General features: G+C 71.9%; 13 protein-coding genes. 2 read left to right on the forward strand and 11 right to left on the reverse strand.

The window, feature by feature from the left end; genetic code table 11:
• Positions 1–269: 269 nt before the first annotated feature.
• Positions 270–680, forward strand: coding sequence for a VOC family protein (locus QF032_RS33455; RefSeq protein ID WP_307047640.1), 411 nt, complete (start codon positions 270–272; stop codon positions 678–680).
• Positions 681–938: 258 nt separating this feature from the next.
• Here the strand turns inward: QF032_RS33455 and QF032_RS33460 are convergent, their stop codons facing one another.
• Genes QF032_RS33460 through tkt form a run of 7 tightly spaced genes read right to left on the reverse strand, consistent with a single transcriptional unit; the run spans position 939 to position 9151 of the window.
• Positions 939–1526, reverse strand: a complete 588-nt coding sequence (locus tag QF032_RS33460) for a histidine phosphatase family protein (RefSeq protein ID WP_307047642.1) — start codon at positions 1524–1526, stop codon at positions 939–941.
• A gap of 8 nt (positions 1527–1534) precedes the next feature.
• Positions 1535–2416 carry a phosphogluconate dehydrogenase (NAD(+)-dependent, decarboxylating) gene (gene gnd / locus QF032_RS33465; RefSeq protein ID WP_307050425.1) on the reverse strand — a complete coding sequence of 294 codons (882 nt, stop codon included), beginning with the start codon at positions 2414–2416 and terminating at the stop codon, positions 1535–1537.
• A gap of 18 nt (positions 2417–2434) precedes the next feature.
• Positions 2435–4075: a glucose-6-phosphate isomerase gene (pgi, locus tag QF032_RS33470; RefSeq protein WP_307058980.1), complete on the reverse strand. Its 1641-nt coding sequence runs from the start codon at positions 4073–4075 to the stop codon at positions 2435–2437.
• Positions 4068–5003: a glucose-6-phosphate dehydrogenase assembly protein OpcA gene (gene opcA, locus QF032_RS33475; RefSeq protein WP_306947438.1), complete on the reverse strand. Its 936-nt coding sequence runs from the start codon at positions 5001–5003 to the stop codon at positions 4068–4070. The genes pgi and opcA overlap by 8 nt, the downstream gene beginning before the upstream one ends.
• Complete coding sequence (zwf, locus tag QF032_RS33480; RefSeq protein WP_307047646.1) at positions 5000–6544, reverse strand: glucose-6-phosphate dehydrogenase; 1545 nt, start codon at positions 6542–6544, stop codon at positions 5000–5002. Before zwf ends, opcA begins: the two co-directional genes overlap by 4 nt.
• Positions 6541–7047: a hypothetical protein gene (locus tag QF032_RS33485; protein ID WP_307047648.1), complete on the reverse strand. Its 507-nt coding sequence runs from the start codon at positions 7045–7047 to the stop codon at positions 6541–6543. Before QF032_RS33485 ends, zwf begins: the two co-directional genes overlap by 4 nt.
• 28 nt (positions 7048–7075) lie before the next feature.
• On the reverse strand, positions 7076–9151 hold the full coding sequence (tkt, locus tag QF032_RS33490) for a transketolase (RefSeq protein ID WP_306947432.1): 2076 nt from the start codon (positions 9149–9151) through the stop codon (positions 7076–7078).
• 168 nt (positions 9152–9319) lie between these two features.
• On the opposite strand from tkt, the gene QF032_RS33495 reads away from it, so the two are divergent.
• Entirely contained in the window at positions 9320–10228 is a 909-nt protein-coding gene (locus QF032_RS33495; RefSeq protein ID WP_307047650.1) for a helix-turn-helix domain-containing protein, read from the forward strand.
• Positions 10229–10362: 134 nt separating this feature from the next.
• Here the strand turns inward: QF032_RS33495 and QF032_RS33500 are convergent, their stop codons facing one another.
• The 4 genes from QF032_RS33500 to QF032_RS33515 form a co-directional block, all read right to left on the reverse strand.
• Positions 10363–11757: a glycoside hydrolase family 16 protein gene (locus QF032_RS33500; protein ID WP_307058982.1), complete on the reverse strand. Its 1395-nt coding sequence runs from the start codon at positions 11755–11757 to the stop codon at positions 10363–10365.
• 244 nt (positions 11758–12001) lie between these two features.
• A complete protein-coding gene (locus tag QF032_RS33505) occupies positions 12002–12439 on the reverse strand; it encodes a GNAT family N-acetyltransferase (protein ID WP_307047653.1) in 438 nt (145 codons plus the stop codon).
• Positions 12440–12533: 94 nt separating this feature from the next.
• The gene (locus tag QF032_RS33510) at positions 12534–13328 is read right to left on the reverse strand and encodes an IclR family transcriptional regulator (RefSeq protein WP_307047655.1); all 795 of its coding nucleotides are present in this window, start codon (positions 13326–13328) and stop codon (positions 12534–12536) included.
• A 79-nt stretch (positions 13329–13407) separates the two neighbouring features.
• Positions 13408–13833: a MarR family winged helix-turn-helix transcriptional regulator gene (locus tag QF032_RS33515; RefSeq protein WP_306955851.1), complete on the reverse strand. Its 426-nt coding sequence runs from the start codon at positions 13831–13833 to the stop codon at positions 13408–13410.
• Positions 13834–14014: the final 181 nt, after the last annotated feature.

Raw genomic sequence — 14014 nt, forward strand, 5'->3', positions numbered from 1 at the left:
CTGCGCCCGGCCTGCGCCCGGCCTGCGCCCGGCCTGCGCCCGGCCTGCGCCCGGCCTGCGCCCGGCCTGCGCCCGGCCTGCGCCCGGCCTGCGCCGGCCCCCGTCCGGCCAGGCGCGAGTCCGGGTCGGCCGGCGTCCGCCCCCGCCCGTGTCCGGCCAGGTCGTAGGCCTGCGGGCGCAGGTCCGACGGCCGATGTCCCAGGGGTCGCGCGCGCCTACGCTGCGAGGGCGGACACACGTCCGTCGCCCCCTGATGAGGAGAAGCCGAGATGCCCGTCGACGGCCGCAGCCACCTTCGTGTAGCCCGCCCCTCCCGCGATCTCGCCGCGGCGGAGCGGTTCTGGGCGGAAGGGCTCGGCCTGCGTGTCCTGTGGCGGGCCGAGGGCGGCGACGGGCCCGGCGAGCACGCGCTGCTGATGCTCGGCTGGCCCGACGCCGGCTGGCACCTGGAGCTGGTGCACGAGCCCGGCCGCCCGGTGGAACCCCGGCCGACGGAGGAGGACCTTCTGGTGATCTACGTCGACGGGCCCGTCCCGGACGACCTGGTGGCCCGGTTGGAACAAGGCGGCGGCAGGCAGGTGCGGTCGCCCAACCCGTACTGGAACGAGTGGGGAGTGACCGTCGAGGACCCCGACGGGTACCGGCTGGTGCTGTGCCGCCGCGGATGGTCCAACGCGTGACCGCGCGGGCGCCGCGCAGATCGATCCGGCCGTCCGCGAGGGCGGCTGTCTCCCCCGTTTCCCCGGGGGCCGTTGGGGAGCAGCGCCCGCAACACCGTCGCCCGCAGGCGGGGTTGGTGGCCGCTCTCCTCGACCCCGACGCGGAAGTCCACGGTCGCCCCGTGGCGAAGGCCCGCCAGACTCGTCGTTCGGCCGGTGTCAGTGCGTCGATCTCATCAGCCGCGACTCCGGCGGGCCCTCGTGAGCGGTGTCAACCGCCTATGCCCGTAGGTTCCATTCGGCGATCACGGGTCGCCCGTGTTCCGTCGACAGACGGCTGACCGTGGCCGTGGCGAGCTGGAACAACCGCCCCTCGGCGGGCGGCAGGCCGAGCCGGCGGGCCGTCAGCACCCGCAGGAAGTGGGAGTGGGCGACGAGGACGACGTCCCCGCGGGCGAGCGCCGGCACCACCCGCTCCAGCACCCGGTCGGCGCGCCGTCCGACCTCGTCGGGTGACTCGCCGGGGTGGCCCTGCGGACCGGGCGGCACGCCGTCCGTCCACAGGTCCCAGGTGGGACGGGTGCGGTGGATGTCGACGGTGGTGACGCCCTCGTAGCCGCCGTAGTCCCACTCGTGCAGGTCGGGCTCGGATGCGACGCCGGGGACGCCGGCGAGTTCCGCGGTGCGCGTCGCGCGGTGCAGCGGGCTGGTCAGAGCGAGCGAGAAGGTCCGGCCGGAGAGCAGCGGGACGAGTGACTTTGCCTGGTCCTCGCCGTGCGGGGTGAGGGGCAGGTCGGTCCGGCTGGTGTGCCGTCCCGACCTGCTCCACTCCGTCTCCCCGTGGCGGACCAGCAGGAGGTCCCCCACGGCCGGACCTACTTCTCCGCCGACTCGACGGCGTGGCCGCCGAACTGGTTGCGCAGCGCGGCGATCATCTTCATCTGCGGCGAGTCGTCCTGCCGGGAGGCGAACCGCGCGAACAGCGAGGCCGTGATCGCGGGCAGCGGCACGGCGTTGTCGATGGCGGCCTCGACCGTCCACCGGCCCTCGCCGGAGTCCTCGGCGTAACCGCGCAGCTTGTCCAGGTGGGTGTCCTCGTCGAGGGCGTTGACGGCCAGGTCCAGCAGCCAGGACCGGATGACCGTGCCCTCCTGCCAGGAGCGGAAGACCTCGCGCACGTTCTCCACGGAGTCGACCTTCTCCAGCAGCTCCCAGCCCTCGGCGTAGGCCTGCATCATGGCGTACTCGATGCCGTTGTGGACCATCTTCGAGAAGTGCCCGGCGCCGACCTTGCCCGCGTGGACGTAGCCGTACGGGCCGTCCGGCTTCAGCGCGTCGAAGACCGGCTGCACGCGGGCGATGTGCTCGGCGTCGCCGCCGACCATCAGGGCGTAGCCGTTCTGCAGGCCCCAGACGCCCCCGGAGACGCCCGCGTCGACGAAGCCGATGCCCTTGGCGCCGAGTTCGGCGGCGTGCTTCTCGTCGTCCGTCCAGCGGGAGTTGCCGCCGTCGACGACGGTGTCGCCGGGCTCGAGCAGGTCGCCGAGTTCGTCGACCACGGACTGGGTGGCCGCGCCGGCCGGGACCATCACCCACACGGTGCGCGGCGCCTCGAGCCTGCCGACGAGTTCGGCCAGGTCCTTGACGTCGGAGACCTCGGGGTTGCGGTCGTAGCCGACGACGGTGTGGCCGGCGCGGCGGATGCGCTCGCGCATGTTGCCGCCCATCTTGCCCAGACCGACCAGGCCCAGCTGCATCGATGTCATGTCAGTTCTCTACTTCCTGAGTGCGCGGTAGGCGGCGACGAGTGCGGTGGTGGAGGAGTCGAGACCGGGGACCTCGGCCCCCTCGGTGAGGGCGGGCTCGACGCGCTTGGCGAGGACCTTGCCGAGCTCCACGCCCCACTGGTCGAAGGAGTCGATGTTCCACACCGCGCCCTGCACGAACACCTTGTGCTCGTAGAGGGCGATGAGCTGACCGAGCACCGACGGGGTCAGTCCGGTCGCGAGGATCGTGGTCGTGGGGTGGTCGCCCTGGAACGTCTTGTGGGCGACCAGTTCCTCCGGCACTCCTTCCGCGCGGACCTCCTCGGGCGTCTTGCCGAAGGCCAGCGCCTGCGTCTGCGCGAAGAAGTTCGCCATCAACAGGTCGTGTTGGGAGGCGAGTTCGCCGCTGAGCTCGTCGACCGGCCGGGCGAAGCCGATGAAGTCGGCCGGGATGAGCTTCGTGCCCTGGTGGATCAACTGGTAGTAGGCGTGCTGCCCGTTGGTGCCGGGCGTGCCCCACACCACCGGCCCGGTCTGCCACCGCACGGGCCGGCCCTCGCGGTCCACCGACTTGCCGTTGGACTCCATGTCCAGCTGCTGGAGATAGTCGGTGAACTTCGACAGGTAGTGGCTGTACGGCAGCACGGCGTGCGACTGGGCGTCGTGGAAGTTGCCGTACCAGATGCCCAGCAGGCCCAGGATCAGCGGGGCGTTGGACTCGGCGGGCGCGGTGCGGAAGTGGTCGTCGACGATCCTGAACCCGTCGAGCAGCTCCCGGAAGCGGTCCGGGCCGATGGCGATCATGAGGGAGAGGCCGATCGCCGAGTCGAAGGAGTAGCGGCCGCCGACCCAGTCCCAGAACTCGAACATGTTGGCCGTGTCGATGCCGAAGCCGGCGACCTTCCCGGCGTTCGTCGACAGGGCGACGAAGTGCTGGGCGACCGCCTTCTCGTCGCCGCCCAGCCCGTCGAGGAGCCAGGAGCGGGCCGAGGTGGCGTTGGTGATCGTCTCGATGGTGGTGAAGGTCTTCGACGCGACGATGAACAGCGTCTCCGCCGGGTCCAGGTCGCGGACCGCCTCGTGCAGGTCTGCGCCGTCCACGTTGGACACGAACCGGAACGTCAACTCGCGTGCGGTGTAGGGCCGCAGCGCCTCGTAGGCCATCGCCGGGCCCAGGTCGGAGCCGCCGATGCCGATGTTGACGACGTTGCGGATGCGCCGGCCGGTGTGGCCGGTCCACTCTCCGGAGCGCACCCGCTCGGCGAAGCCGGCCATCTTGTCGAGGACGGCGTGCACGGCGGGGACGACGTTCTCCCCGTCGACCTCGATCACCGCGTCGCGCGGGGCGCGCAGGGCGGTGTGCAGCACCGCGCGGTCCTCGGTGAGGTTGATCCGCTCGCCGCGGAACATGGCGTCCCGCAGCCCGAACACGTCGGTGGCGGAGGCGAGTTCACGCAGACGCGCGAGCGTCTCGTCGGTGACGAGGTGCTTGGAGTAGTCGATGCGCAGATCGCCGACGCGCACCACGTACCGCTCGGCGCGCTGCGGGTCGGCGGCGAACAGGTCCCGCAGACTCGCCTCCCATCCGGCGCGGTGGTCCTGGAGGGCGGTCCACTCGGGCCGCAGGTCGGGGCGGGGGGTGTCAGACATGAGCAGGGGTCTCCTCGGTGCCCTCGCCTCGCAGGGCGATGGCGTACATCTCGTCCGCGTCGAGGCGCCTGAGCTCCTCGGCGATGAGTTCGGAGGTGGTGCGGACCTTCAGTGCGAGGGTGCGCGAGGGCTGGCCGGGCAGGGTGAGCGTGGCCAGCGGGCCCTCGGGGCGGTCGATGACGATGTCACCGTCCGCGGTGCCCAGCCGCACGGCAGTGACGACCGGCCCGTCGGTGACGACGCGGTCGATCGTGACCTTCAGCCGCGCCTCCAGCCAGCGGGCCAGCAGCTCCGCGGCGGGGTTGTCCGCCTCGGCCTCGACGGCGCCCGAGACGATCGGCACCCGGGCCTGGTCCAGGGCCGCCGCCAGCATCGAGCGCCACGGGGTGAGGCGGGTCCAGGCGAGGTCGGTGTCGCCGGGGGCGTAGGAGCGCACCCGCGTCTCCAGGGCCCGCAGCGGGTTCTCGACGGCGTACAGGTCGGTGATCCTGCGCTGGGCCAGCGCGCCCAACGGGTCCTTCGACGGGTTCTGCGGCGCGTCGACGGGCCACCACACGACGACCGGCGCGTCCGGCAGCAGCAGCGGCAGGACGACGGAGTCGGCGTGGTCGGAGACCTCGCCGTAGGTCCGCAGCACGACCGTCTCGCCGGTGCCGGCCTCGGAGCCGACGCGGACCTCGGCGTCCAGCCGGGACCGGGTGCGCTCGCGCGGGGTGCGGGCGTGCCGCTTGATGACGACGAGGGTGCGCGAGGGATGCTCGTGCGAGGCCTCTTCGGCCGCCTTGATGGCGTCGTAGGCGTTCTCCTCGTCCGTGACGATGACCATCGTCAGGACCATGCCCACGGCCGGTGTGCCGATGGCGCGGCGGCCCTTCACCAGCGCCTTGTTGATCTTGCTTGCAGTGGTGTCGGTCAGGTCGATCTTCATGGCCTGCGCCAGCTCCGTCCGTCTCGTGCGAGCATCTCGTCGGCTTCCTCGGGGCCCCAGCTGCCCGAGGGGTACTGCGCGGGCCTGCCGTGCCGTGCCCAGTACTCCTCGATCGGGTCGAGGATCTTCCAGGACTCTTCCACTTCCTGGTGGCGCGGGAACAGGTTGGCGTCGCCGAGCAGCACGTCCAGGATGAGGCGCTCGTACGCCTCGGGACTGGACTCGGTGAAGGACTCGCCGTAGGCGAAGTCCATCGTGACGTCCCGGATCTCCATGGAGGTGCCGGGCACCTTGGAGCCGAAGCGGACCGTGATCCCCTCGTCCGGCTGGACCCGGATGACGATGGCGTTCGCGCCCAGCTCCTCGGTGGCCGCGGAGTCGAAGGGGGAGTGCGGGGCCCGCTGGAAGACGACCGCGATCTCGGTCACCCGCCGGCCGAGCCGCTTGCCGGTGCGCAGGTAGAACGGGACGCCCGCCCAGCGGCGGTTGTCGACGTTCAGCTTCACGGCGGCGAAGGTGTCCGTCGTGGACGACGGGTCGATGCCGTCCTCCTCGAGGTAGCCGCGCACCTTCTCACCGCCCTGCCAGGCGCCCGCGTACTGGGCCCGCACGGTGTGCCGGCCCAGGTCGTCCGGCAGCTTCACGGACCGCAGCACCTTGAGCTTCTCGGTGAGCAGCGAGGCGGCGTCGAAGGAGGCCGGCTCCTCCATGGCGGTCAGCGCCATCAGCTGGAGCAGGTGGTTCTGGATGACGTCACGGGCCGAGCCGATGCCGTCGTAGTAGCCGGCCCGGCCGCCGATGCCGATGTCCTCGGCCATGGTGATCTGCACATGGTCCACGAAGGACCGGTTCCAGATCGGCTCGAACATCGTGTTCGCGAAGCGGAGCGCCAGGATGTTCTGGACGGTCTCCTTGCCCAGGTAGTGGTCGATGCGGAAGACCTGGTCGGGTTCGAACACGTCGTGCACCACCGCGTTGAGCTGCTGGGCGCTCACCAGGTCGCGTCCGAACGGCTTCTCGATGACCGCGCGCCGCCAGGAGCCCTCCGGCGCCTTCGCCAGCCCGTGCTTCTTGAGCTGCTCGACGACCTTGGGGAAGAACTTCGGCGGCACGGACAGGTAGAAGGCGAAGTTGCCGCCGGTGCCCCGGGAGGCGTCCAGCTCCTCCACGGCTGTCTTGAGCTGCTTGAACGCCGTGTCGTCGTCGAAGTCGCCGGGGATGAACCGCATGCCCTCGGCGAGCTGCTGCCAGACCTCCTCGCGGAACGGCGTGCGGGAGTGCTCGCGCACCGCGTCGTGGACGATCTGCGCGAAGTCCTCGTCCTCCCAGTCACGGCGGGCGAATCCGACGAGCGAGAAGCCCGGCGGGAGCAGCCCGCGGTTGGCGAGGTCGTACACCGCCGGCATCAGCTTCTTGCGGGACAGGTCGCCCGTCACCCCGAAGATGACGAGGCCGGACGGGCCCGCGATGCGGGGCAGGCGCCGGTCGCGGGGGTCCCTCAGGGGGTTCTCCCAGGCCGCGCCGAGACTGCTGCTGCTCATTCCGCGTCAACTCCCTTGATCGTCGGCGACTTCGCGACCGCGTCCAGAAGGTCCTGCCACGCCGCCTCGAACTCGGCGACGCCCTCGTCCGCCAACCGGGTGACCATCTCGTCGGCGGAGATGCCCGGCGCCTGCACCGAGGCGAGGCCGGCGGCCGACCCGGCGGGACCCCAGGGGACGGTGCCGCCGGGGTGCGCGCCGTGGCCGGCGGCGGTTTCCGGCATGGCCTCGGGCCTGCCGTCGGCGGTGCCCGGAGCCACCGGGTCGTCCCCGTACGGCGTGTCCCTGTAAGCAGGATGCTTCACACCGGTGGACGCCCCCAGCGGACGCCGCCGGCCCTTCCCGGCCTCAGCCTCAGCCGCGGCCCCGGTCCTGGCTCCGGCCGCCGCGCTCCAGCGGCCGCCGGACGCGATCCGCCGCCGGGGCAGGCCGTCCGGCCGGGCGCGGACGCCCTCCTCGGACAGGTGCCTGAGTGCTCCCGCTGTCGCGGTCGCTTCGGTCACTGTGATCATCTTCTTTCTGGCGTTGCGGTCAACCGCGGGCGGCGGCCACGGATTCCCGGGCCGCGGCGGCGACGTTCTCGGCGGTGAAGCCGTACTCGGCGAACAGGGTCCCGGCGTCGGCGGAGGCGCCGAAGTGCTCGAGGGAGACGATGCGCCCGGCGTCGCCCACGAACCGGTGCCAGGGCAGGCCGATGCCCGCCTCGACGGCGACCCGGGCCCGCACGGACGGCGCAAGCACCTGGTCGCGGTAGGCCCGCGGCTGCTCCTCGAACCACTCCACGGACGGCATCGACACGACCCGGGCGTCGATCCCCTCGGCCCGCAGCGCCTCGCGCGCGTCGACGGCCAGCCGCACCTCCGAGCCGGTGGCGACGAGCACCACGTCGGGGACGTCCGAGGAGGAGTCCCGGAGCACGTAGCCGCCCTTGGCCGCGTCCGGGTTCGGCGCATACGTCGGCAGGCCCTGGCGGGACAGGACGAGGCCGTGCGGAGCGGGACGGGTGGCGTGCCGCCGCAGGATCTCGGCCCAGACGATCGCGGTCTCGTTGGCGTCGGCCGGGCGGACCACGTTCAGGCCGGGGATCGCGCGCAGCGACGCGAGGTGCTCGACCGGCTGGTGGGTGGGGCCGTCCTCGCCGAGGCCGACGGAGTCGTGCGTCCACACGTACGTCACCGGCAGCTGCATCAGCGCCGACATGCGGACGGCGTTGCGCATGTAGTCGGAGAACACCAGGAAGGTGCCGCCGTAGACGCGGGTGTCGCCGTGCAGTGCGATCCCGTTCATCGTCGCGGCCATCGCGAACTCGCGGATGCCGAAGTGGACGGTCCGTCCGTACGGGCTCGCCTCGGGCAGCGGGCTGCCCTCGGGAAGGAACGACGACGTCTTGTCGATGGTGGTGTTGTTGGAGCCGGCGAGGTCGGCGGAGCCGCCCCACAGCTCGGGCAGCACCGGGCCGAGCGCCTGGAGCACCTTGCCGGACGCGGCGCGGGTGGCGAGCGACCCGCCGGGCTCGAACACCGGAAGCGCGTCCTCCCAGCCGTCGGGGAGGCGGCCCGCGACGACCCGGTCGAACAGGGCCGCCCGCGCGGGGTTCGCGGCCCGCCACCCGGCGAGCCGCCCGTCCCAGGCGGCGTGGTCCCGCGCACCCCGGTCGAGAGCGGCGCGGGTGTGCGCGAGGACCTTCTCCTCGACCTCGAAGGACTTCTCCGGGTCGAAGCCCAGCACGCGCTTGGTGGCGGCGACCTCGTCCGCGCCGAGCGCCGAGCCGTGCGCCGCCCCGGTGTCGCGGGCGTTCGGCGCGGGCCAGGCGATGATCGTGCGCAGCGAGATGATCGACGGGCGGCCGGTCTCGGCCCGCGCCGCCCGCAGGGCCGCGTGGAGCGCGGGGACGTCGACGTCGCCGTCCCCGGCCGGCTCGACGCGCTGGGTGTGCCAGCCGTAGGCGGCGTACCGCCCCAGCACGTCCTCGGAGAACGCGGTGGCGGTGTCGCCCTCGATGGAGATGTGGTTGTCGTCGTAGACGAGGACGAGGTTGCCGAGCTTCTGGTGGCCGGCCAGCGAGGAGGCCTCGGCCGAGACGCCCTCCTGAAGGTCGCCGTCGGAGACGATGCCCCAGATCGTGTGGTCGAAGGGGGACTCGCCCCGCGGGGCGTCGGGGTCGAACAGACCGCGCTCGTAGCGCGCGGCCATCGCCATGCCCACGGCGTTGGCGACACCCTGGCCGAGAGGCCCGGTCGTCGTCTCGACGCCGGCGGTGTGCCCGTACTCGGGGTGTCCGGGCGTCTTCGAGCCGTGCGTGCGGAAGCGCTTCAGGTCCGCCAGCTCCAGCTCGTAGCCGGCGAGGAAGAGCTGGGTGTAGAGGGTCAGCGAGGTGTGTCCCGGGGACAGCACGAAGCGGTCGCGCCCGGTCCACTCCGGATCGGCCGGATCGTGCCGCATCACCTTCTGAAAGATCGTGTAGGCGACCGGGGCCAGACTCATGGCCGTTCCGGGATGCCCGTTGCCCACCTGCTGCACGGCGTCGGCCGCCAGCAGTCGGGCGGTGTCGACCGCACGCCGGTCGGTGTCGGTCCAGGTGAAGTCGTTCGGCGTCTGCGTGCTCATCTTCAAGAAATCCTCGACGGGAGCGGGTCAGCGGCTCTGACGTGTTCAAACTTAAAAGTCTGACTTTTCGGCGGGTAGGTCTCCCTGTGTCAGGCTGTGGTGAAAGTGGGACACCCGCGGGCGACAGATGAGCACCCCGGGCCGGCAACTGGGCGGCGCGAGCAGGACATGGCGGACACACCTACCCAAGGCGGCGCCGGAGACGGCATCAGAACCTTTCCCTTCCCGGTCGAGCACAGCGTCGGCGGCGTCGGCATGCAGGTGGGCCCGATGGGTCCCGCGCACGACGGCCGCTCCTGGCACACGGATGCCCCGCCGGACCGCGTGCACCGCATCGACTTCCACGTCGTGATGCTGTTCGACGCCGGTCCCGTCCGCCACATGATCGACTTCACCCGGTACGAGGCGGCGGCGGGCGACGTGCTGTGGATCCGCCCCGGCCAGGTCCACCGCTTCTCGACGTCGAGCGAGTACCGCGGAACCGCCCTGACCATGCAGCCCGGATTCCTGCCGCGCGCCACCGTCGAGGCGACCGGCCTCTACCGCTACGACCTGCCGCCGTTGCTGCATCCGAGCAAGGCGCAACTCGCCGGGCTGCGCGCGGCGCTGACCTACCTGCGAGGGGAGTACGACGACGGGGCCGCGGGCACCCTGCCGCTGAGCCTGCACACGGCGGTGCTGCGGCACTCGCTGACGGCGTTCCTGCTGCGCCTGGCGCATCTGGCGGCGAGCGGCGCGGAGGCGACACGGCGTCAGGCGGACACGACGTTCACGTTGTTCAGGGACGCGGTGGAGAAGGAGTTCGCCGCCAACCACAGCGTCAGCGCCTACGCCGACTCCCTCGGCTACTCACGGCGCACCCTGGTGCGGGCGGTCCGCGCGGCCACCGGCGAGACGCCCAAGGGGTTCATCGACAAGCGGGTCGTCCTGGAGGCGAAACGGCTGCTGGCCCACACGGACCTGCCGATCGGCCGGGTGGGCGCGGCGGTCGGCTTCCCCGACCCGGCGAACTTCTCCAAGTACTTCCAACTGCACACCGGCCAGACCCCGGTGGCCTTCCGCGCCGACCAGGGCTGACGGCGGCGGGGGCCTGCGCGGGGGTCTGCACAGGGGCGCGCGTGCGGCGTGCGCGGGGCGTGCGCACCTGTGCAAGACGAGGCCGGGGGCAGGCCTCGGTGGGAGGCCGGCCCCCGGCGTGGTCGAGCCGTCGGTCAGTGGCCGAAGGTGAACCAGTTGACGTTCACGAAGTCCGCCGGCTGGCCGCTCGTGAAGGTCAGGTAGACGTCGTGGGTGCCGGTGACGGAGCTGATGTTCGCGGGGATCGTCCGCCAGCTCTGCCAGCCGCCGGTGTCGGCCACCGCGAAGCTGCCGACCGGGGTGGCGCTGCGGCTGTCGAGCCGCACCTCGACCAGTCCGCTGACGCCGCCCGCCGCACCGCCGGCGACCCGTGCGCGGAACTGGGTCGCGGCGGACGAGCCGAACTTCACGCCCTTGTACAGCGCCCAGTCGCCATGGGCGAGGGAGCCGATGTTCTGCCCGCCGCCGGTGTCCGAGGTGGACTCGGTGATCGTGCCCGACTGGCTGTCGTACGACTCGGCCTGGATCGTGCCGTAGGCGTCCCGGCTGCCGGACGGCGGGGGCGTCGTGGTGCCGCCGCCGGTGCCCGCGGCCTGCAGCACCTGCACGTAGTCGACCACCATCGGACGGCCCGGCTGGGTGCCGCCGTCCAGGCCGCCGCCGAAGGCATCGGGGAACGCCCCGCCCATCGCCACGTTCAGAATGACGAAGTAGCCGTGGTTCGTGGCGTTGGTCCACGTCGTCGCGTCGACCTGGTTCGCGGTGACGGTGTGGTAGTTCACGCCGTCGACGTAGAAGCGGATCGCCTCGGGACTCACCGAGCGGTCCCACTCCATGCTGTAGGTGTGGAAGCCGGACTGGCACGTCGTGTTCGGACACGCGACGGAGTTGCCGATGCCGGTCGTCTCGTTGCACGGGCCGCCCGGGTTGGTGCCGCAGTGCATCGTCGCCCACACCTTGTTCAGGCCCTGGACGTTCTCCATGATGTCCAGCTCGCCGACGCCCGGCCAGTTCTGGTAGTTGCCCCGGTACGGTGCACCCAGCGCCCAGAACGCGGGCCAGTAGCCCTCGGCGGCGGTGCCGGTCACGTTCGGCATCTGGATCCGCGCCTCGACGCGCAGTTTGCCGCCGGACGGGGGCTGGAAGTCGGTGCGGTTGGTCTCGATGCGGCCCGAGGTCCAGCGGCCGGCGGAGTCGCGCAGCGGGGTGATGCGCAGGTTGCCGTTGCCGTCGAGCGAGACGTTGGCCGTGCTGTCGGTCATCGTCTCGACCTCGCCCGTACCCCAGTTGGCGGGTCCGCCGGGATACGAAGTGCCTGTGCTGTACTGCCAGTTGGAGGTGTTGACGCCGGTGCCGGCGGCGCCGTTGAAGTCGTCGAGGAAGACCTGCGTCCACCCGGACGGCGGCGTGGGCGCGGAGGCGTTCGCGGGCAGGGTGACGGCTGCGGCGGCGGCCGCCGCCAGACCGAGCGTGCTGAGCACGGCGATGAGCGCGCGTCGCCGTCGGGGGATGCCGGAGGATGCACTCATGAGGGGGGCCTCTCGGGTACGGAGTGATGGCGCGGGTGCCTTTCCCAACCTTTGAGAGCGCTCTCAAAGTGCGCCCAATGTGCTCTCCGCCCCGAGGACCGTCAAGACTTAAAGCGAAGAAACTCCTTTCACGCCGCGGAAGTTCAGGGTGTGTACCGCGCAAACGCGTGAAAGCGCGCTGTCCGAAACCAAGTTGTCGACGCGGGCCCCGACGGCGTGCGGCGCGCCCCTGATCCGTGAGGTCCTACGCGAGCGGGTAGTCATAACGGATGAACCCGTGGAAGCCCGCCACCTTGTCGTACAGGGCGCGGGCGGTGGCGTTGCCCTCCTGGGTGGTCCAGTACAGCCGGGCGGCGCCCCGCTCGCGCGCCGCGCCGGCCACCCGTTCGATCAGTGCGCGCGCCACGCCCCGGCCGCGGGCCGCCTCGTCCACGTAGAGGTCCTGGAGGTAGCAGCTGTCCGCCGTCCAGGCCGTGGAGTGGAACAGGTAGTGCGCGATGCCCACCAGGCTTCCCTCCGCCCGGGCGGCGACCGCGCGCACCTCGGTCCCGTCCCGCAGGCGTCGCCACGTCGCCTCGTACGCCTCGGCGGGCACCTCGGTTCGGTAGAACGTCTTGTAGCCGCGCGCCAGTGTTTCCCAGGCGGCGCGGTCCTCAGGGCCGAGTGGACCGGTCTCGATCATGGTCGCGCATTCTCGTCGGGAGACGGTGACCGTGCCAACCGGTTTCCTCGCGTGTGCGGTCGGTGAGGTGGTGTCGGTGGTCTTGCGGGTCGGATCAGTCCTGGCGGCCCTGGGGTTGCCAGCCCAGGGCTCGGGAGATGCCGCGGGCGGCGAGGCGGACGGCGGGGGCCAGTACCGGGACCTGGGCGTGTGCGTGCGGGACCACGACCGAGACGGCGGCGGTCACGGCGCCGTCCGGGCCGCGCACCGGAGCGGCCACCGACAGGGCGTCGTCCGTGACCTGACGGCTGCTCACCGCGACGCCCGTGCGCCGCACTTCGGCCAGCATCCTGCGCAACCGCACGGGATCGGTGATGGTGTGGGCCGTGTAGGACGTCAACGGCCTTGCGCAGTAGGCCTCCTGGAGTTCCGGGACGCCGTGTGCCAGCAGTACGAGCCCGACGCCGGTGACGTGCAGGGGCCAGCGGGCGCCCACCCGGATGTGCACGCCGACCGCAGACCGGCCGGACAGCCACTCGGTGTAGACGACCTCGTGGCCGTCCCGCACAGCCAACTGCACGTTCTCGTGCGTGGCTTCGTACAGGTCCTCCAGATACGGCAGGGCCACCTGCCGCAGAGCCAGGCCGCGCGGCGCGAGCGCCGCGACCTCCCACAGCCGCAGCCCCACGTGGTACGTCCCGGACCCGTCGCGCTCCAGTGCGCCCCAGTCGGTCAGCGCGGCGACCAGCCGGTGGGCGGTGCTGAGCGTGAGGCCGGCGCGGCGGCTGATGTCGCTGAGGGACAGCGCGGGATGCGTGTGGTCGAACGCCGCCAGCACGGCCAGCAGGCGGTCGGGCGCGGAGCGGGCGTTCGCGGATCGGGCGCTGGCGGCGAGAGCCGGCCGGTCCATCGGGTCCTCCTCACGGCGTCGGGCTGACGGGGCGGTCCGGTCCGCAGGCGCGGCGGCTCCTGGGGGAGGGCTCACCGCGTCAGGCGAGTCCGTCCTCGGCGATCCGCAGCAGCAGGGCGTGCAGCGCGTCGCGTTCGGCCGGGGCGAGCGGGCCGAGCAGCTCGTTCGTCACCCGCAGGCCCGCCTCGTCGGTGCCGCGCAGGAACGCGCGGCCGTCCTCGGTCAGGACGACGATCCTGCTGCGCCGGTCGTCGGGGGACGGCCTGCGCTCGGCGAAGCCCAGCTTCTCCAGGTCGTCGACGAGGCCGACGATCGCGCTGGGGTCGTATCCCAGCCGGGTGCTCAGCTCGCGCTGGAGCGCGCCCTCGGAGGTGGCGAGGAAACGCAGCACCGCGTAGTGGCGCAGCCGCAGCCCCGACTCCTGGAGGAACGTGTTGAAGAGCTGGCCCGAGCGCAGCCCCAGGCGGTAGAGCAGGTAGCCCGTGTCGGCGTGCAACGCGCGCATCCACGGCTCGTCGCCGTCGATCGGGGCGGCGTTCACTGCGTTGTGCTGGCGGGCGATGGCGGGCTCCCTGGTCTCGGTGGTCTCGGTCCCCTCCCGGGGCGGTTCGTCGTACAGATTTCAGCATGCCGCACGTACAGGATGACAACAACTATTGACGACAACAATTATTGCTCTTAGCTTC

Source organism: Streptomyces achromogenes (assembly GCF_030816715.1).
Lineage (GTDB): Bacteria > Actinomycetota > Actinomycetes > Streptomycetales > Streptomycetaceae > Streptomyces > Streptomyces achromogenes_A.